The sequence below is a fragment of the Methylobacterium sp. J-043 genome, from assembly GCF_022829505.1.
Lineage (GTDB): Bacteria > Pseudomonadota > Alphaproteobacteria > Rhizobiales > Beijerinckiaceae > Methylobacterium > Methylobacterium extorquens_A.
Window position 1 is genome coordinate 1 of the sequence record NZ_JAKSYB010000075.1, and the last position, 18,259, is coordinate 18,259.

Here is an 18,259-nt window from a genome sequence, read left to right on the forward strand (position 1 = left end):
CCTTGCCGCTCTTTCGTGTTCCGGGATGGCTCGTGCCGCGCATGGTTCCTCCGCTTCAGAGTGCCTCACGACACTCCCGATGACCGATCGTCTCCGTTCTGGGCACGACGGCGCAGCGGGAGTTTCGTGAGAGACAATCAACCTCGCGCCGGACAACGCGGTGCGGGGGCCGGCGTTGCCGATGGACTGCCCCCCGGCCTGCACCCAACGGTTCACGCCGCGGCGCCTTCCCGCGAAAGAATCGCCCTGGATACCGGATCCAGGCAGAGTCCCTCGGCACTTGTTTTTGCATCATCTTTTTCCAAAAGCCGGCAACCACCGTTCGGGACGATGCTCTAGGCTCGCAGGAGCGCGAACGGGAAAGAAGCCGAATGCCGGATCGGAAACCGGAGATCCACGTCCTTGCGGTCGCCGCCGTCCTGACGGGCCTCGGGATGGGGGTGCTGCCGACCACGGGGATGGCAATCCTGATGCCGTGGGTGATGCAGCAAGGGGCGTTCCCGGTCGCCACGGCCGCGCTGGTTCAGGGGATGCACACCTACGGGTTGATCCTAGGCGCGCTGCCGATGGCGGCGCTCGCCGCGCGCCTCGGGCCGCGCCGCAGCTTCCTCGCCGCGATCCTCGCGCTGACCGGGCTCGTCCCCGCCGCCTCCCTGCCGCTCGACCTCGTGCCGCTGCTGGCTTTGCGCTTGGCGCAAGGCGCGGCTTCCGCGCTTCTCCTTTGCGCGGGCTGGAGCCTGCTGCGCCGCCTCTTCGGCGAGGCGCGCCTCGGGCTCGGCCTCGGCATCGTGGAACTTGCCGCCCTGCCGGCGCTGCTGGTGCTTCAGATGTCGGCGGGGTTCGCGCTCTCGTTCCTGGGAAGCCTCGGCATCGTCGCCCCCACGCTCCTCCTGGCGGGGCCGAGCCTGATCCTCGGGCTTATCGCCCTGCCGACGGAGAACGCGCCGCGGCCGCGCTTCGACGGGCTCGGCGCGCTCCTCTCGGTGCTCTGCCTCGGGCTGTTGCTGACCGCCGTGCCGCTTGCGGCAATCAGGCCGGTGATGGCCCTGCTGTTGCTCAATCTCGGCCTGATGCTGTCGGCGCTGTGGATCTGGCAGCAATGGCGGCGGCCGGCACCACTGCTGCCGCTCGATCTTCTCGCGCGCCCCGGGCTCGCGTGGCCGCTGGCCGCCGCGTTCGCGGGCACCATCGCCCTCACCGCGGCGGACACGGCCCTGCTCTCCGGCCTCAACGCCTTCGACGGCCTGTCGCAGGAGGGCGTGGGCTTCGTGTTCCTGGGGCTAGCCGCCCTCACCGCCGGGGCGGGCTTTCTCGCCGGCCGGTCCGGCGCCCCGCGTCTCGCCCGGATCGGGATGGGGCTCGCCGCACTCGGCCTTGCCGCGCTCGCCATGGGAGCCGCGGATGGCGGGACGGCGCGCGCCTGGGCGATCCTGGCCGCCGGCCTTCTCGCCTTCGGCATCGGCCGCGGCCTGTTCACCGTCGCCAACACCCTGGCGCTGCTGCGGGCAGCACCACCCGAGCGCACGGCCGCGGCGACCGGGCTGTTCGTCCTCGCGGGCGGGCTCGGGACGCTGCTCGGCCCGGTCACCCTCATGCAGCTCCCGGCCCTGGTCTTTCCGTCCGCCGAGGTTTCCGTCGGGCTTTGGCTCGGGCTCGCGGCAGGAGCGGCAGGGGTCGCGGCCCTGCTCAGCCGGTCCGGCGCGAAGACCGAGCCGCACAGCGGACGCGTCGCGCGAGAACCTGTCTGAGAGACGGTTTGCCCGGCCTGTCCCGGCCCATATGGCCCCGCCCGTAAACCGCGTTCGAAAAGGCTCAGGCCGTCGGACCGGTGCGCAGCGCGACGTTCAGGCCGCCGCCTCGATCTCGCCGCTGACCTCCAGCCACTCCTCTTCCGCCTTGGCCAGGGCGTCGGCGGCCTCGGCGCGCATGCGGGCGATGTCGCCGGCCTTGGCCGCGTCCTTGAGGAAGGCGGTGCCGTCGGCCAGAGCCGCGTCGATCTTCTCGATCGCCGCCGAGAGCTTGGCCATGCGCGCCTCGATCCCGTCGAGCCGCTTGCGCAGCGGCGCCAGCGCCGCGCGGCGCTCCACCGCCGAGCGGCGGGCCTCGGCCTTCTGTCCGCCGGTGCCCTCGCCGGACGTGTCCACCCGCTCCGGGCCGGCGAGCACGAGGCGGCGGTAATCGTCCATGTCGCCGTCGAAGGACTTCACCGAGCCGTCTCCGACGATCCAGAGCCGGTCGGCGCAGGCCTCGATCAGGAAGCGGTCGTGGCTGACGAGGATCACCGCCCCCTCGTAGTCGTTGATTGCCTCGACCAAGGCCTGCCGGCTCTCGATGTCGAGGTGGTTGGTCGGCTCGTCGAGGATCAGCAGGTGCGGCCCGTCGAAGGCGGCAAGCCCCATCAGGAGCCGCGCCTTCTCGCCGCCGGAAAGCTTCTCCACCGGCGTATCAGCTTTCGAGGCCGGGAAGCCCAGCCGGGCGGCGGCCGAGCGCACCTTGGCCTCGGGCGCGTCGGGCATCCGGTCGCGCACATGCGCCACCGCGCTCTCGGACGGGCGCAGCTCGTCGAGCTGGTGCTGGGCGAAGTAGGCGACCTCCATCTTCGAGGAGCGCCGCATCTCGCCCGCGAGCGGGGGCAGCCGCCCGCCGATCAGCTTGCAGAAGGTCGACTTGCCGTTGCCGTTGGCGCCCAAGAGCGCCACCCGGTCGTCGGGGGCGAGGCTGAGATTGAGGCCCGACAGCACGATGCGCTCGCCGTAGCCGGCATTCACCCGCTCCATCGCCACGATCGGCGGCGAGAGCGGCTTTTCCGGGCTCGGCAGGTGGATCACCGGCACCTCGTCTTCGAGAAGTGCTGCGATCGGCTCCATCTTGGCGAGCCGCTTCATCCGCGACTGGGCCTGACGGGCCTTCGTGGCCTTGGCCTTGAAGCGGTCGATGAAGCTTTGCAGATGCGCCCGCTCCACCTCCTGCTTGGCCTTGGCCTTGGCCTGGAGCACCCGCTTCTCGGAGAGCTGGCGGGCAAAGCTGGTGTAGCCGCCGCGGTAGATCGTGAGCTTGCCGCGGTCGAGATGCAGGATGTGATCGACGGACGTGTCGAGCAATTCCCGGTCGTGGCTGATGATGACGGCGGTGCGCGGATACTTCTCGAGGTAGTCGTAGAGCCAGAGCGTGCCCTCGATGTCGAGATAGTTGGTGGGCTCGTCGAGAAGCAGCAGGTCGGGTTCGGAGAACAGCACTGCGGCCAGCGCCACCCGCATCCGCCAGCCGCCGGAGAAGTCCGCGCAGGGGCGCGCTTGCGCCGCCGCGTCGAAGCCCAGCCCGTGCAGGATCGCCGCGGCGCGGGCCGGGGCGGAGTGCGCGCCGATATCGACCAGCCGCGTCTCGATCTCGGCCCGGCGCAACCCGTCGGCGGTGTCCGCCTCCTGCATCAGCCGGGCGCGCTCGGTGTCGGCGGCGAGCACGACCGCGTGCAGGGTCTCGGGGCCGGCGGGGGCCTCCTGCGCCACCGCGCCGATGCGCATGCCCTTGGGCAGCGAGACCGCACCGGCATCGGTCGGCAATTCGCCGAGGATCGCCCGGAACAGCGTGGTCTTACCCGCCCCGTTGCGGCCGACGAGGCCGACCCGCGCCCGATCGGGAATCGCGAAGGTCGCGGCATCGAGGATGACCCGCTCGCCGATGCGGTAGGTGAGATCGTTGACGCGCAGCATGAGCGGCGTTCTGGGGGCGGGCGCCGGGAAGCGCAAGAGCAGCGACAGCGCGCAGGCCTTCCGCGGATCCTGCGCGAACGTTTTGCCAACTTGAGCGTTCGCGTCGGGCGAGCACGACGAGAATCGAGGGGGGAACCATGGGCAAGCCGGGCTTCAAGGCGCCACGCCCGCCGGAACTGCACTCGCCCTGGCGCACGGAGAAACGCGCGGCGCTCCAAGAGGAGGCCCGCGCCTTTGCCCGCGACGTGATCCTGCCACTGGCCGACGAACTCGACCCACAGAAGGGCGAGATGCCCCGCTCGCTCATCGACGCGATGGCGCAGAAGGGCTGGTTCGGCATCACCATCCCCGCCGAGTACGGCGGGATGGGTCTCGGCGTGTTCGAGTACTGCCTGATCTCGGAGGAACTCGCCCGCGCGTGGCTCTCCACCGGGTCGATCCTGGCCCGCGGCCAGGGGCTCGGCACCCAGACGCTCGACGACGAGAGCCGCCGGGCGCTGCTGGCCAAATCCGCCAAGGGGCAGTGGATCGGCTCGATCGCGCTCTCCGAACCCACCGCCGGCTCGGATCTCGCTGGCGTGCAGACCCGCGCCGTGCGCGAGGGCGACGAATGGGTGCTCACCGGCACCAAGCGCTGGGCCGGCTTCGCGAAAGGAGCCGACTTCATCGAGGTGCTGGCCCGCGTGCGCGACCCCGAGCCCGGCGAGCCGCGCTCGGCCGGCTTGGAGCCCTTCCTCGTGGTCAAGGAACCCGGCACCTTCCCCAAGGGCATGACCGGCACCGTCATCGACAAGATCGGCTATCACGGCTTCCTCACCTTCGAGCTGAACCTCGACGGGGTGCGGGTGCCCGAGCGCGACCGGCTCACCGGTCTCTACGGCGACGAGGGCGCGGATGCGGATTCCGGCGGCTTCGCCTCGGTGCAGCGCGGGCTCAACATCGCCCGCGTCCACACCGCCGCCCGCGCGGTCGGCGTGGCCCGCGCCGCGGTGGAGGATTGCACCGCCTACCTTCAGGAACGCGAGCAGTTCGGCCAGCCGATCGGCCAGTTCCAGGCCCTGCGCTTCGCGCTCGCCGACATGGCGGCGGAGGTGGCGCAAGCCCGCGCCTACTGGCAACAGGTCGCCCACCTCCTCGACGAGGGCCTGCCCGCCGAGAGCGAATCGGCCGGGGTGAAGCTGCTGGCCACCGAGATGGCCGTGCGGGTGACGAACCAGGCGATGCAGTTGCACGGCGGCAACGGCTACACCACCGAGCGGCGGGTCGAGCGCTACTGGCGCGATGCGCGCCTCACCACGATCTTCGAGGGCACCAGCGAGATCCAGCGCCGCATCATCAGCGACCGGATGCTGCCGCGGGGGTGACCAGGGATGAGGATACCGGGCCCGCTCGCCTATCGGGCGGGCGGCAGGCCGCCTATATTTGGTAGGCCATGTCCGCCGCCCCCCGCGATCCGCCGCGCGCCTTCGTCCGCCGCCTCGACCCGATCCTGGTCGATCGCATCGCCGCGGGCGAGGTGGTCGAGCGGCCAGCTTCCGCCGTCAAGGAACTGGTCGAGAACGCGATCGATGCCGGCGCGCGGGGCATTGAGGTGGCGATCGAGGGCGGTGGGCGCCGTCTGATCCGCGTCATCGACGACGGCATCGGCATGGGGGCCGACGACCTCGCGCTTGCGGTCGAGCGCCACGCCACCTCGAAGCTGCCCGACGGCGATCTCACCCGGATCGGCTCGCTCGGCTTTCGCGGCGAGGCGCTGCCCTCGATCGGCGCGGTCTCGCGGCTCACCATCACCTCGCGCACCGCCGACGGCGAGGGGGTGAGCCTCACCCTCGATTCCGGCGCCAAGGGCCCTGTGCGCCCGGCCCCCGCCTCGCGCGGCACCCGCATCGAGGTCACCGAGCTTTTCGCCGCGACCCCGGCCCGGCTGAAATTCCTGAAGACCGACCGAGCCGAGACGGCCGCCGTCTCCGAGATCCTGCGCCGGCTCGCGGTGGCCCAACCGCAGATCCGATTCACGCTCCGCACCGAGAGCGGCAGCCCGACGGTGTTTCCCGCCGAGAGCGAGCCGGGCCCGGCCGCCCTGCTGCGCCGGCTCGGGGCCGTGCTCGGCCCCGACTTTCCCGGCAACTCTGTCCCCGTCGACATGGGCCGCGAGGGCTTCGCGCTTGCCGGCCATGTCGGCCTGCCGACCTTCCACCGCGGGGCGGCGAACCACATCCACTTCGTCGTCAACGGGCGCCCGGTGCGCGACCGGCTCCTGCTCGGGGCCGTGCGCGGGGCCTATGCCGACACCATGAGTTCCGACCGCCACCCGGTGCTCGCGCTGCATCTCACCTGCGATCCCGCCCTCGTCGATGTGAACGTGCATCCGGCCAAGACCGAGCTGCGCTTCCGCGAGCCGGGGCTGGTGCGGGCGTTGATCGTCAGCGCGATCCACGAGGCTTTGCGCCGGGCCGGGGCGCGGTCTTCCAGCACGGGCACGCAAGCCGCCCTCGACGCGCTGCGGGCCGGCGGCAGCTTCCGCGCGGCCCCGGCGATGGCGGCGGGTGCGGGCCGGTTCGCCGTGCATTCGGGCGTCTCCACGGCCAGCGCGCTCAGTCCCCGCCCGGCGAGCCGTCTGTTCTCCGGCCCCTCGGTGGCCGCGCCCGCGGGCTACCGCCCGGCGCCGCGCCCGGCCTTCACCGAAGACCATCCGGGCTTTGCCGAGACGCCGCAGGCGCTGTTCTCCGCCGACCTCGCCCCGCCGGGCGCCGATCTGCGGCCCGAACCGGATGATGTGTTCTCGGAGGCCGAGGCCCATCCCGAGACCCATCCCCTCGGCGCCGCCCGCGCGCAGATCCACGAGACCTACATCGTCGCCCAGACCCGCGAGGGCATCGTGCTGGTCGATCAGCACGCCGCCCACGAACGCCTCGTCTACGAACGGCTGAAGCGCGAGCGGGCCGGCGGCGGCGTGCTCGCCCAGGGGCTCCTGATCCCCGACGTGGTCGAGATGGCGCCCGAGGAGGCCGACCGCCTCGTCGAGGCCGCGCCCGATCTGGAGCGGCTGGGCCTCACCCTGGAGGCGTTCGGCCCCGGCGCGGTGCTGGTGCGCTCCGTGCCGTCGGCGCTCGCGGGCGGCTCGGTGAAGGGCCTCGTGCTCGACGTGCTCGACGCGCTGGAAGCGAGCGGCCTCGAGGAGGGCGGCCCGGCCGGCGCGGGCGATCCCGACCCGGTGAGCCGGCGCCTCGACGCCATCCTCTCGCGCATGAGCTGCCACGGCTCGATCCGCGCCGGCCGCCGCCTCAAGCCCGAGGAGATGAACGCCCTCCTGCGCGAGATGGAGGCGACCCCGCTCTCCGGCTCGTGCAACCACGGCCGCCCGACCTTCGTCACGCTGGGCCTCGCCGACATCGAGCGGCTGTTCGGGCGGCGGTGACGGCCGCGTCACGGATGCCGCGGGCGACCCATTGCGTCGCGATTATCCAAGCGCGGGCGGAGGCCGGCACCGTCTCACTCGGTGTCGGCGCCGTCCGTCTCGGCATCTGACGCGCCGTCGTCCGTGGAGGGCGGCAGGTGTGGCGGCGGCAGGCGGCCGGGGCTCGGCGGCGTCGGCAGGCCGGCATCCTCGGTGGCCGGCGGGAGCGGAGCGGGTTTGGTCTCGGGCATCGATCCGTCGCAAGCTGCGGCGGCGCGGGGCGCGCCGTCTTCGCTACCTCAACGCGCAAGAACGCCGCGCGGTGTCCGACCGGGTCCGGCGGTGCCTCGTCAGCCGGGAGAGTGACATCGGCATGATCCCCTGTCCCAACCTGTTCGCCGGCCTCCCGGCGCACGCGGAGGAAGAATTCTTCGAGACCCTGCTCGCGCGTCCCGGCCTGCGGGTCGAGCGCATCGTCTCGACGGGCCAAGCGAGCCCGCCGGGCTTCTGGTACGATCAGGACGAGGACGAGTGGGTTGCGGTGCTTCAGGGCAGCGCCGAACTCCGCTTCGCCGACGAGCCCGAGCCGCGCCTGTTGTCGGCGGGCGACCACCTGCTGATCCCGGCGCATCGTCGGCATCGCGTCGAGCGCACGCAGAATCCAACGATCTGGCTCGCGGTTCACTGCGCGCCGCGCTAGCGCATCGTCTTTTTCCGAAAGCCGGCAACCACCTTTCGGGACGAGGTTCTCGATCATTGTCGTGACGCGCATTCTTGCGACGAAGCGGTTGCCACTTCGTCGGAATGCGCTCTAACGCGTTGCCCATGATCGCGTGCCGCATCGAACCGAAGGGACAGATCGAGCCGGAGGGGGAGGGCGTCTGGCGCTCCACCGGCTCCGACCCGCAGTTCCGCCTCACCCATCCTCGCGGCGGGCGGCTGTTTCCGTTTCGGCTCTCGGGGGGCTGGGTGCGCATCCGCGCCGACCTCGAAGGGCTGGGCCACACGAAGCCGGTGCCGCTGCTCTACGTCGATGACGGATCGGGCTTTCGCGAGGACGAGGCGGTCCGGCTGGAAATGCGCGACGACGGCGGCATCGACGACCTCGTGCGCCTGCCGCGCCGGGTGCGGGGCCTGCGGCTCGATCCGCTCGCCGCAAGCGGGCGGTTCCGCCTCGCGCGGGCGACGCTGGAGCCGCTGCGCGGTCCCGCCGCGGCGCTCGCCGTCGCCCGCCGGCTCCTGGCCCGCCTGCCGGAGGAGGAGCGGGGGGGCAGGGCTCTGCTCGGGCGCCTCGCGGGTCTCACCCGGGACCGCCCGCCCGCCGCCCTGTGGCGGGCGTTCTGGGACAGCGCCCGGCCGCGCCCGGCGGCCGCCTCCTACGCCGCCTGGATCGAGCGGGTCGAGCGCCTGGCACTGCCCACGCCGGAGGCGATGCGGGCGGCGATCGCGGGCTTCCGGATCAGGCCGCGCATCTCCATCGTCATGCCGGTCTACAACACGCCCAAACCCTATCTCGAGGCGGCGCTCGCGAGCATCCGGGCGCAGGCCTATCCCGATTGGGAACTGTGCCTCACCGACGACGCATCGAGCGCGCCCCACGTCGCACCGATGCTCGAGGCGCTCGCGGCGGAGGAGCCGCGGGTGCGGCTGCACCGTCGGGCCAAGAACGGCGGCATTGTCGCGGCGAGCAACGACGCCCTGGCCCTGGCGACCGGCGACTGGCTCACCCTGATCGACCACGACGACACGATCCCGCCGCACGCGTTCTACGCGCTCGTCGCCGCCCTCAACGCGGATCCGCAGATCGATTTCCTCTACTCCGACGAGGACAAGATCACGGTGGGCGGCGAGCGCTACGAGCCGTTCTTCAAGCCGGACTGGTCGCCCGAGACGCTGGAGGCCTGCATGTATACGGCCCATCTGGCGCTCTACCGCATGGATATCGTGACCCGCATCGGCGCCTTCCGGGCGCAATGCGAGGGCGCGCAGGATTACGACTTCGTCCTGCGCTACACCGAGCACGCGAGGCGCGTGCACCACGTGCGCCAAGTGCTCTACCACTGGCGCGCGATTCCCGGCTCGACTGCCCAGGCGATGGACAACAAGGGCTACGTGGTCGCCGCCGCCGTCCGCGCCCTCGAAGACCGGGCCCGGCGCACCGGCGGGCTCGATGTCGTGCGCCCGACGGCGTTTGCCGGCAGCTTCCACCTTCGCCGGCCGCTCGCCGCTCGCCCGCTGGTCTCGATCGTGATCCCCACCGCCGGCCGCGACAGCGAGGTTCGCGGCCGCATCGTCGATCTCCTGGCCGCCTGCCTCGCCAGCATCCGCGAGCGGAGTACCTACGAGGCCATCGAGATCGTGGTGGTCGACAACGGCGACCTGCGGCCGGCGACGAAGGCGGCGCTGGAGCGGTACGAGGCCCGCTCCGTCACCTGGGACCAGCCGGTCTTCAACGTCGCCGCCAAGATGAATCTCGGGGCGCGGGCGGCAAGCGGCGAGACCCTCGTCTTCCTCAACGACGACATCGAGGTCATCAGCCCCGACTGGATCGAGGCGATGCTGGCCCTGTTGCAGATCCCCGGCGTCGGCGCGGTCGGTCCCAAGCTGCTGTTCGAGACCGGCGAATTGCAGCATGTCGGCGTCACAGTGATCGATGCGACCCCCGACCATCCCCGCCGCTCCTACCCGCGGGAGGACCCCGGCCACTTCTTCTCGACCGCAGGCAACCGCAACTACCTTGCGGTGACGGGGGCCTGCGTGATGGTGCGGCGCGCCGATTTCGAGGCGATCCAGGGTTTCGACGAGGATTTCGCCGTCAACTACAACGACGTCGATCTCTGCCTGCGCCTGTGGGAGCGGAGCCTGCGCAGCGTCTATTGCGCCGAGGTCGAACTCTACCATTACGAGAGCCGCAACCGGGCCCGCACCGTCGCGGCGGACGAGCAGGCCCGCTTCCGCGCGCGCTGGGCTGACGCCATCCCGAAGGATCCCTATTATAGCGAGTGGTTCGAAGCGCTGCCGCCGACCTTCGAGCTCGATCCGGCGCGGTTCTAACTTCTCGACCAGTTTAGCGGTGTGCTTCCCCCCTCTCCCCGCACGCGGGGAGAGGGGATGCGCGCATCGATCCGCTCGTGAAGACAAGGGCTTCCACCCATCACCGCGTGTTGATCATCTCCTTGATGCGCGCGGCCAGCACTTCCATCACGAAGGGCTTGGTGATGACCTGCATGCCGGGCTCGAGGTGGCCGTTGCCCACGGCCGCGTTCTCGGCGTAGCCGGTGATGAACAGCACCTTCAGGTCCGGCCGCAGGACGCGGCCCGCATCGGCCACTTGGCGCCCGTTCATGCCGCCGGGAAGCCCGACATCGGTCACGAGGAGATCGATGCGCACATCCGATTGCAGCACCTTGAGGCCGGACGGACCGTCGGCGGCCTCGATCGCGGTGTAGCCGAGATCCTCCAGCACCTCCGTCACCAGCATCCGCACCGTCGGCTCGTCATCGACGATCAGCACCGTCTCGCCCTGCTCGGCGCGGGGCGCGGCGGCCAGATCCGGGGCCGCGTCCGGTTCCTCCGCCGCACCGTAGTGGCGCGGCAGGTAGAGGCACATCGTCGTGCCCTGGCCGACCTCCGAGTAGATCCGCACCTGCCCGCCCGACTGGCGCACGAAGCCGTAGATCATCGACAGGCCGAGCCCCGTGCCCTGGCCGATCGGCTTTGTCGTGAAGAACGGGTCGAACGCCTTGGCGATCACGTCCGGGCTCATGCCGGTGCCGGTATCGGTCACGCAGAGCGAGAGGTACTGGCCGGGATCGAGGTCGCGCTCGCGCGCGCCGCGGTCGTCGAGCCATTTGTTGGCGGTCTCGACCGTGATGCGCCCGCCATCCGGCATGGCATCGCGGGCGTTGATGCAGAGGTTCAGGAGCGCGTTCTCAAGCTGGCTCGGATCGACCAGCACCGACCACAGCCCGCCCGCGGCCACCACTTCGAGGGTGATGGAGGGGCCGATGGTCCGACGCAGCAACTCCTCCATGCCCATCACCAGCCGGTTCACGTCGGTGGGCTTGGGGTCGAGGGTCTGGCGCCGTGAGAAAGCCAGCAGGCGGTGCGTCAGCGCCGCTGCGCGCTTGGCGGCGCCCTGCGCGGCGTTGACGTAGCGGTCGATCTCGGTGATCCGCCCCTGCGCGAGGCGGGTCTGGAGCAGTTCGAGCGAGCCGGTGATGCCGGTGAGCAGGTTGTTGAAGTCGTGGGCGAGGCCGCCGGTGAGCTGGCCCACCGCCTCCATCTTCTGCGACTGGCGCAGAGCCTCCTCGGCCCGCATCAGCTCGGCGGTGCGGGCCGCGACCTGCTGTTCCAGGCTGGCGTTGAAGGCCTCCAACTGCGCCTTGGCCCGCAGCTCGCTCTCGATGTTGCGCGCCTCGATCACCGTGCCGATCGGCGCGCCGCGCTCGTCGCGGATCGGGCTCGCGGTGAAGGCGACGGGGTAGAACGAACCGTCGCGGTGGACGAAGATCTCTTGGCCCTGCTCCTGGTTGTTCTCGGGAAACGCCTGATCGATCGGGCATTCGTGGAGCGGGTAGGGGCGGCCGTCCGGCCGGGTATGGTGGACGACGTCGTGGAGCGCTTGTCCCCGCGTCTCCTCCAGCGTGTAGCCCGTCAACCGCTCGGCGGCGCGGTTCATGTAGGCGCAGTGCTGGCGCTCATCCATCATGAAGATGGCCTGCGTCGCGTTGTCGAGCACCGCGTCGAGCCGGCGCGTGGTCTCGACGAGACGCTCTTCGGTGACTTTGCGCGCGGTGATGTCGATGGCGCTTCCGACGCCGCGCAGGCAGCGGCCCTCCGCGTCGAACACGCCGCGCCCCTTGGCCGCGACCCAGCGGACCGTGCCGTCGCTGCGACTGACCGTGCGGAACTCCTCGTCGTAGAGGGCGCGGGTCGTGGGATCGAGCGCGGCGGCGAAGGCGGCGGTCACCCGCGCCCGGTCGTCCGGGTGGAGGCCGTTCGCGAAGTCGTCGAAGGTCACGTCCGCCTCCGAGGCCAACCCGAACATCGCCTTGATCCGCGGAGGCCAGAACAGGGTGCCGGCCCCCGGGTCGAAGTCCCACAGGCCGATCTCGCCGCTCTCGACGGCGAGCCGCAACCGCTCCTCGCTCTCGGCGAGCGCCAGCTCGGCGGCGCGGCGCTCCTCGATATCGACCACCGAGCCGATGTAGCCGAGGAAGCCCCCGTCGGCGGCAAAGCGCGGGCTCGCGGTGTCGATCGCCCAGCGGTAGACGCCGTCGAGGCGGCGCAGGCGGTATTCGAGGCTGAATCCCTCGCGCCGGGCATTCGCCCTCAGGAAGGTCTGGCCCGACCAGCCGCGGTCGTCCGGATGCACCGCCTCGAGCCAGCCGAGGCCGAGGGCCCCTGCCTCGCTTTGGCCGGTGAAGTCGTACCAGCGCCGGTTGAGGTACTGGCAGGCGCCGTCCGGGCCGGTCACCCACATCATCACCGGCGCGTCGTCCGCCATGGTGCGGAAGCGCGCCTCGCTCTCGGCCAAAGCCGCGTTGCCGGTGATCCGCTCGGTCACGTCCGAGCCGTCGACGAACACGCCGGTGATGGTGCCGGCCGCATCGCGCATCGGCTGGTAGACGAAATCGAGGAAGCGCCGCTCCGGTACGCCGCCCGGCACGCGCAGGAGCATCACCGGTGCGCCATGCGCCGTGTGGGTGCGGCCGGTGGCGAACACCTCGTCGAGCAGCTCGAAGAAGCCCTGGCCCTCGATTTCCGGCAGGGCCTCGCGCACCGGCCTGCCGAGGATGTCGCGGTGGGCCACGAGCCCGCGATAGGCGGCGTTGGCGAAGGCGAAGACGTGGTTGGGCCCGTCGAGCACCGCGACGAAGCTCGGCGACTGCTCGAACAGCCGCGCGAAGCGCTCGCGCTCGGCCTGCATCTGCCGGCCCGCCCGCACCGAGGCGGTGGTCTCCGAGCACGCGCAGAACATGCCCGCGACCGTGCCGTCCTCGATCCGCACCGGCGTGTAACCGAAGGCGAAGTGGGTCTCCTCCGGATAGCCGTTGCGGTGCATCGTGAAGGCGATGTCCTCCATATGCGTGGCCTCGCCCGCATAGGCCTGCAACAGGATCGGCTCCACTTGGTCCCAGATGTCGTGCCAGACCTCGTCGAAGGGCCGGCCCAGCGCCTGCGGGTGGCGGGCACCGCACATCGGCGCGTAGCCGTCGTTGTAGAGCGTGACGTGCCCCTCGCCCCAGACGATCAGCATCGGCTGCTGCGAGCCGAGCATCACGCCGACCAGGGTCTTGAGCGCGGCCGGCCACGTCTCCGGGGGGCCGAGCGGCGATGCCGCCCAATCGATTCCACGGATCACCGCGCCGGCCTCGCCTCCGCCGGCGAGGAAGAAGGGCCCGTCACTCACGCGGTGCGCCTCCGGCACGACGGATGCCGACCACCGGAACGCGGAGGGATCCGAGGACGGACGAGGGGAGCGGCCTCGGGCGGGCGTGAAGGGGCAAGGGATGAGGCAAGGGATGGGGGAGGGGATAGGGCAAGGGAGAAGCGGGACCGTATGTTCGACAGCGTTCAACGCGGAAGCCGGCCAGCCGTGCCATCGCCGGGGGCAGGAGGCGGCATCGGAAACCTCCCGGACCCATGCCATGGCGCGAACCGGTGGCGATGCCAAGGTGGTCGACGGTGAAGTTTGATCCCCCATCGACCGCATCGGCGGCTTCGAGGACGCGAGACGCCTTGCGCGGGCACACCGGCCGCGTCAGCATCCGGGGCAGGCAAGAGCCAGCGGTCGGGCTTCCTGCACCCCGGCGTGACGCCTGAGGAAACCCGTTCGTGGACGCGCTGCCTTCCTTCTACGACGACCTCGACGGCTTCCGCGCGGAGGGCTGGCGCCGCCTCGCCGAAGGCGTGGGACACCGGCACAGCCCGTTCCACACGCCGTCTCTCGCCACCGTCGATGCGGCAGGCCGCCCAAGGCTGCGCACCGTGGTCCTGCGCGCGGTGGACACCGGGGCGGGCGCCTTACGCTTCCACTGCGACCGGCGCTCGGACAAGGCGCGGGACATCGCGGCGAACGGCCTCGCCGCCCTCCACGTCTACGACGCCCGAGCCAAGCTCCAGCTCCGCATCGAGGGGCGGGCGCACCTGCACCACGACGATACGGTGGCCGCCGCCGCCTGGGCCGCCGCGCTGACGATGAGCCGGGTCTGCTACGGGGTCGAACCCGCCCCCGGCACCGCGCTCACCGCTGGCGACGCCTACGCGCTGCCCGACGAAGACCCGGAGGCGCGCATCGGCCGCGAGAATTTTGGTGCGGTGGTGTTCACAGCCGAGCGGATCGACCTGCTCTACCTCGACCGGCGTGGGCACCGGCGGGCGGTTTTTCTATGTGAAAGAGGCGCTTGGGCAGGGACTTGGGTTGCACCCTAATGGTTGCATTTCCCACCCGTTGGCGATCTAATATGTTCCTTATTTGTTCTGACTGTTTCTACTTCGGTCAGAGAGGAAACTGTCATGGCTGAGTCGAAGATCGAGTGGACCGACGCAACTTGGAATCCCGTTGTCGGCTGCTCCATCGTCAGCGCCGGATGCACCAATTGCTACGCTATGAGAATGGCGGCGCGGCTGGAGGCAATGGGTGTCCGGCGCTATGCTGGGCTGACCCGCAAGAGCGGCGGGCGTTCGGTCTGGACCGGGCGCGTTCGATGCGATGACGACGCACTCGCAATCCCTGGGCGGTGGAAAGGAAAGCGGCTCGTTTTCGTCAACTCGATGAGCGACCTTTTCCACCCGGACGTTTCGCAGGACTTCATCCGAAAAGTCTGGGCGGTAATGGAGGCCGTTCCTCAGCACACGTTCCAGATTCTTACAAAGAGGCCGGAGCGTATGCGCGAGGTACTGTCGGAGGCTGGAATCCCCATTCTGCACAATGTGTGGCTTGGGACCAGTGTCGAATCGGGCGAGGTTCTGCATCGACTCGATGAACTGAGGGAGACGCCTGCGGCTCTCCGCTTCGTTTCGTTCGAGCCACTGCTGGGATCGGTGGCGGATGCGGATCTGACTGGTATCGATTGGGCGATCGTCGGTGGTGAGAGCGGACCCCGATCCCGGGCCATTGACGTGACTTGGGTCGAAGAGATCGAGCAACTCTGCCGGATCAGCGACGCGGCCTTTTTCTTTAAGCAGTGGGGGGGGGCCAACAAGCGCAAGACCGGCCGTCATTTCCGGGGACGGACGTGGGATGAGATGCCGGTTGTAAGAATGTGATCGGCGACTTTTTTCGCAAGCGCGATCGCTTTGGCATTCGGGCTTGAGACTGCAAAGAACAGAGAGAACAGCGGCGCTCCGTTTTTCATCGTGAGCGTTCGAGGTTCTGATACGTGCGGAAAGACATCCTTGAGACGCTTCTTCACGTAATTTTCGATCGTGCGCACGTCAGCGACGCGCCGCAGCTTCGCTTGATTGTCCTCGTCGCCGAGAGATGCAAACAGGTCGTTCGCGCGCTCCTCCCGCCCATAGAATGCGCCTTCCCAATCTGGCGTACCAAGAATGCGCGTGATCGAGGCGCGCTTCTCCGGCGTGAGCTTCTCACCAGATCGCGCGGCTTGGCGGTATAGACCGCTCAAGGGAAACAGATACCAGACGTCAATGGCCTGCGTTGCTGCGATCTCCTGAAGCGTCGAGAATTCGACGTTCATCCCATATGGATCGAGGAAAAGGACAGCCCGGATCCCAGAAGAACCTTGATGTGGCCTGAGCCAAGGCGTCGTTCGACAGATGTCGATGATAGCGGCATTGGCTTCGCCGTGGTGCGTCCGTGCTTGAATATTCGGGTATTCGGCACAGAGAGCCTCAAGCGCGGCACTCCGCCCGCCATGGCGCTCGATCAGGATGATCTGCCGAAACGGAGGGGTAGTTTGAAGCGCGATGCGAGCCGATCCCGGCACGTAGACCTGTTCACGCTTGGCTTCTACACCGAGAATGAGCGGTTCGTTACTGATGACACGATCGATTAGGCGTCCACCACTGCCTGCGAAGGCGTCGATGTAGTAAAGCTCGAACCCCTTATTGCGCAGCGCCGTCGTAAAGAAGGAAAGGTACTTTCGCAGGGCATCGAGCTTCAGGTCCGTCCAACCCCCACCGAAGCGATGCCCCGCAGCCATCTCGATGCCGCCCCACCCTGCCTTATTTCAAGCAGAGGTAGCACATCGTTTCAGGATTGCGTGTGTGAAATCTTGCCTCGGCGACGGCTTCGCATGTCCTAACTTGCCGCCGCCATCCGCGCGAACCCGGCCTCCAGATCCGCCTTCAGATCCTCCGGATCCTCCAGCCCGATATGGAAGCGGAGCGCCGCGCCGTCCGGCGGCCAGCGGGTGGCGGTGCGGTAGACGGTCGGGTCGAAGGGGATGACGAGGCTCTCGAAGCCGCCCCAGGAAAAGCCCATCCCGAACAGTTCGAGCCCGTCGAGGAAGGCAGCCAAAGCCTCCTCGGAAACCGGCTTGAGGATCACCCCGAACAGGCCCGAGGCGCCGGAGAAGTCGCGCTTCCAGATCGCGTGGCCGGGATCGTCCGGCAGGCCCGGATGCAGCACGCGCAGCACCTCCGGCCGGGCCTGGAACCACTCGGCCATGGCGAGCCCCCGCGTGCCGTGCTCGCGCAGGCGCAGACCCATGGTGCGCAGGCCCCGCAATCCCAGAAAGATGTCCTCCGGGCCGGGGCAGTTGGCGAAGTGCTCGTAGGTCCGCTTGAGTGCGGGATAGTACTGGGCGTTGGCCGAGACGAGGCCGAGCAGCAGGTCGGAGCCGCCGCTGAGATACTTGGTGCCGGCCTCCACCGCGAGATCGACGCCGCGCTCGTGGGGCGGGAACAGCAGCGGCGTCGCCCAGGTGTTGTCCATCACCACCGCGCCGCCGCGGGCATGCATCGCCGCGGCGATGGCCGGCACGTCCTGCATCTCGAAGGTCTGCGAGCCCGGCGCCTCCACCAGCACCGCCCGGGTGTTGTCGCGCATCAGCCCGGCGATGCCGGCGCCGATCAGCGGATCGTAATATTCGACCTCGACGCCGTAGCGCGCGAGCACGCCGTCGCAGAAAATGCGGGTCGGGCGGTAGGCGGAATCGGTGACGAGGAGGTGGTCGCCCGCACTGACGCAGGCCATCAGCGCCAGCGTCAGGGCCGAGAGGCCGGACGGCGCCAGCACCGTGCCGGCCGCGCCCGCGATCTCGCTCCAGGCCTCGCACAGGGCGTCCATCGTCGGCGTACCCGACGTGCCGTAATTGTAGCGCCCGCGCCGGTGCTTGATGTCGTCGTAGGTCGGGTAGAGGACCGTCGAGCCGCGGTAGATGGGCGTGTTGACGAAGCCGTGCTGGGCCGACGGGTCGCGCCCGGCAAGCACGAGGCGGGTATCGGCGCCGAAGCGGCCGCGGTCGCGGGGGGGAGATTTGGACATCGGCCTCGGGAGAGTGAGCGGGCTCTTGAGCGTTGAAGCCCTTTCAGCCTCCCGAGACCGAACGCGTCAAGACGGTCTCGGGCGCCTCACGCCGCCGGGTCGTCGGTGACCGCCTCCTCGTAGGCCTGGATCCAGGCCGCGCGATCCTCGGAGCCCTCCACATAGGGGCATTCATCGATGCTCTTGCCGTAGAGACGCGCGTTGCGGCCCTGGATGAAGGGGCTGTCGCTCGCCGTCGCCTGCTCGTTCATGGCCAAATCCTGTCTCGGATGTCCTGAATAGGGCCGGTCCGCCGCGGGCCCGGTCGTCCGGTTCATTAACGACACCGCGCGCATCCTGTTTCCGGGGCCGCCGTTCACGGTCCCGCGTATCCTTGCGTATCGAGTTCCCCATCGTGAGCATCCTGCGCGTCATCGCCTTCGGCACCGTCACCGGCCTCGGGACGCTGTCGGTCGTCCTCGTGAGTGCGGATCGGCTCATGCATCAGGCGGTCGCCGCCGTGCCGGCCCCGACGATCGCACGGGTCGCCCCGGCCCTGCCCGATCCCGCTACGACCGGCACGGTGACGCAGGGGCCGGCGACCGAGTCGAAGAAGGAGCGCATGCTCACCGGCTTCGACACCGAGCGCCTCAACGCACTGATGCGCGGCGAGACGCCCCCCGCCCGCAAGCGCTGACCGCGCGCCCGGTCCGGGCT

14 protein-coding genes are annotated in these 18,259 nt (G+C 69.8%); 8 read left to right on the top strand and 6 right to left on the bottom strand.

The genetic code is table 11. From position 1 onward, the window contains the following. Positions 1-371: 371 nt before the first annotated feature. Entirely contained in the window at positions 372-1,748 is a 1,377-nt protein-coding gene (locus MKK50_RS23240) for an MFS transporter (RefSeq protein ID WP_499025548.1), read from the top strand. A 96-nt stretch (positions 1,749-1,844) separates the two neighbouring features. On the opposite strand, the gene MKK50_RS23245 is transcribed toward MKK50_RS23240, so the two are convergent. Next, a complete protein-coding gene (locus MKK50_RS23245) occupies positions 1,845-3,710 on the bottom strand; it encodes an ABC-F family ATP-binding cassette domain-containing protein (RefSeq protein WP_499025549.1) in 1,866 nt (621 codons plus the stop codon). Positions 3,711-3,847: 137 nt separating this feature from the next. Between MKK50_RS23245 and MKK50_RS23250 the strand changes: the two genes are divergently transcribed. Both MKK50_RS23250 and mutL read left to right on the top strand, forming a co-directional pair. Then, a complete protein-coding gene (locus tag MKK50_RS23250; protein WP_499025550.1) occupies positions 3,848-5,074 on the top strand; it encodes an acyl-CoA dehydrogenase family protein in 1,227 nt (408 codons plus the stop codon). Between the two features lie 68 nt (positions 5,075-5,142). Further along, positions 5,143-7,128, top strand: coding sequence for a DNA mismatch repair endonuclease MutL (gene mutL / locus MKK50_RS23255; protein WP_499025551.1), 1,986 nt, complete (start codon positions 5,143-5,145; stop codon positions 7,126-7,128). Positions 7,129-7,202: 74 nt separating this feature from the next. On the opposite strand, the gene MKK50_RS23260 is transcribed toward mutL, so the two are convergent. Beyond that, positions 7,203-7,358: a hypothetical protein gene (locus MKK50_RS23260; protein WP_253369546.1), complete on the bottom strand. Its 156-nt coding sequence runs from the start codon at positions 7,356-7,358 to the stop codon at positions 7,203-7,205. A gap of 122 nt (positions 7,359-7,480) precedes the next feature. On the opposite strand from MKK50_RS23260, the gene MKK50_RS23265 reads away from it, so the two are divergent. Together MKK50_RS23265 and MKK50_RS23270 are read left to right on the top strand one after the other, a co-directional pair. Continuing rightward, positions 7,481-7,807, top strand: a complete 327-nt coding sequence (locus tag MKK50_RS23265) for a cupin domain-containing protein (RefSeq protein WP_253369548.1) — start codon at positions 7,481-7,483, stop codon at positions 7,805-7,807. A 125-nt stretch (positions 7,808-7,932) separates the two neighbouring features. Further along, entirely contained in the window at positions 7,933-10,161 is a 2,229-nt protein-coding gene (locus MKK50_RS23270) for a glycosyltransferase family 2 protein (protein WP_499025552.1), read from the top strand. Between the two features lie 100 nt (positions 10,162-10,261). Here the strand turns inward: MKK50_RS23270 and MKK50_RS23275 are convergent, their stop codons facing one another. After that, complete coding sequence (locus tag MKK50_RS23275; RefSeq protein WP_499025553.1) at positions 10,262-13,522, bottom strand: PAS domain-containing hybrid sensor histidine kinase/response regulator family protein; 3,261 nt, start codon at positions 13,520-13,522, stop codon at positions 10,262-10,264. A 425-nt stretch (positions 13,523-13,947) separates the two neighbouring features. Here MKK50_RS23275 and MKK50_RS23280 point away from each other — a divergent pair, with 425 nt between their 5' ends. Both MKK50_RS23280 and MKK50_RS23285 read left to right on the top strand, forming a co-directional pair. Continuing rightward, positions 13,948-14,544, top strand: coding sequence for a pyridoxamine 5'-phosphate oxidase family protein (locus MKK50_RS23280; protein ID WP_499025554.1), 597 nt, complete (start codon positions 13,948-13,950; stop codon positions 14,542-14,544). 84 nt (positions 14,545-14,628) lie between these two features. Then, positions 14,629-15,381: a DUF5131 family protein gene (locus tag MKK50_RS23285; protein ID WP_499025555.1), complete on the top strand. Its 753-nt coding sequence runs from the start codon at positions 14,629-14,631 to the stop codon at positions 15,379-15,381. On the opposite strand, the gene MKK50_RS23290 is transcribed toward MKK50_RS23285, so the two are convergent. From MKK50_RS23290 to MKK50_RS23300, 3 genes are all read right to left on the bottom strand, one after another. Further along, positions 15,333-16,277: a three-Cys-motif partner protein TcmP gene (locus MKK50_RS23290; protein ID WP_499025556.1), complete on the bottom strand. Its 945-nt coding sequence runs from the start codon at positions 16,275-16,277 to the stop codon at positions 15,333-15,335. The genes MKK50_RS23285 and MKK50_RS23290 overlap by 49 nt on opposite strands. 98 nt (positions 16,278-16,375) lie before the next feature. After that, entirely contained in the window at positions 16,376-17,563 is a 1,188-nt protein-coding gene (metC, locus tag MKK50_RS23295) for a cystathionine beta-lyase (protein ID WP_499025557.1), read from the bottom strand. Between the two features lie 86 nt (positions 17,564-17,649). Beyond that, entirely contained in the window at positions 17,650-17,814 is a 165-nt protein-coding gene (locus MKK50_RS23300) for a ribosome modulation factor (protein ID WP_499025558.1), read from the bottom strand. 143 nt (positions 17,815-17,957) lie between these two features. Here MKK50_RS23300 and MKK50_RS23305 point away from each other — a divergent pair, with 143 nt between their 5' ends. Next, positions 17,958-18,239, top strand: coding sequence for a hypothetical protein (locus tag MKK50_RS23305; RefSeq protein ID WP_499025559.1), 282 nt, complete (start codon positions 17,958-17,960; stop codon positions 18,237-18,239). The last annotated feature ends 20 nt before the right edge of the window (positions 18,240-18,259 follow it).

Coding starts and splice junctions, on each gene's coding strand:
- MKK50_RS23240 (WP_499025548.1), top strand. CDS start 372: ATGCCGGATCGGAAACCGGAGATCCACGTCCTTGCGGTCGCCGCCGTC.
- MKK50_RS23250 (WP_499025550.1), top strand. CDS start 3,848: ATGGGCAAGCCGGGCTTCAAGGCGCCACGCCCGCCGGAACTGCACTCG.
- MKK50_RS23260 (WP_253369546.1), bottom strand. CDS start 7,358: ATGCCCGAGACCAAACCCGCTCCGCTCCCGCCGGCCACCGAGGATGCC.
- MKK50_RS23285 (WP_499025555.1), top strand. CDS start 14,629: ATGGCTGAGTCGAAGATCGAGTGGACCGACGCAACTTGGAATCCCGTT.
- MKK50_RS23270 (WP_499025552.1), top strand. CDS start 7,933: ATGATCGCGTGCCGCATCGAACCGAAGGGACAGATCGAGCCGGAGGGG.
- metC (WP_499025557.1), bottom strand. CDS start 17,563: ATGTCCAAATCTCCCCCCCGCGACCGCGGCCGCTTCGGCGCCGATACC.
- MKK50_RS23265 (WP_253369548.1), top strand. CDS start 7,481: ATGATCCCCTGTCCCAACCTGTTCGCCGGCCTCCCGGCGCACGCGGAG.
- MKK50_RS23300 (WP_499025558.1), bottom strand. CDS start 17,814: ATGAACGAGCAGGCGACGGCGAGCGACAGCCCCTTCATCCAGGGCCGC.
- MKK50_RS23290 (WP_499025556.1), bottom strand. CDS start 16,277: ATGGCTGCGGGGCATCGCTTCGGTGGGGGTTGGACGGACCTGAAGCTC.
- MKK50_RS23245 (WP_499025549.1), bottom strand. CDS start 3,710: ATGCTGCGCGTCAACGATCTCACCTACCGCATCGGCGAGCGGGTCATC.
- mutL (WP_499025551.1), top strand. CDS start 5,143: ATGTCCGCCGCCCCCCGCGATCCGCCGCGCGCCTTCGTCCGCCGCCTC.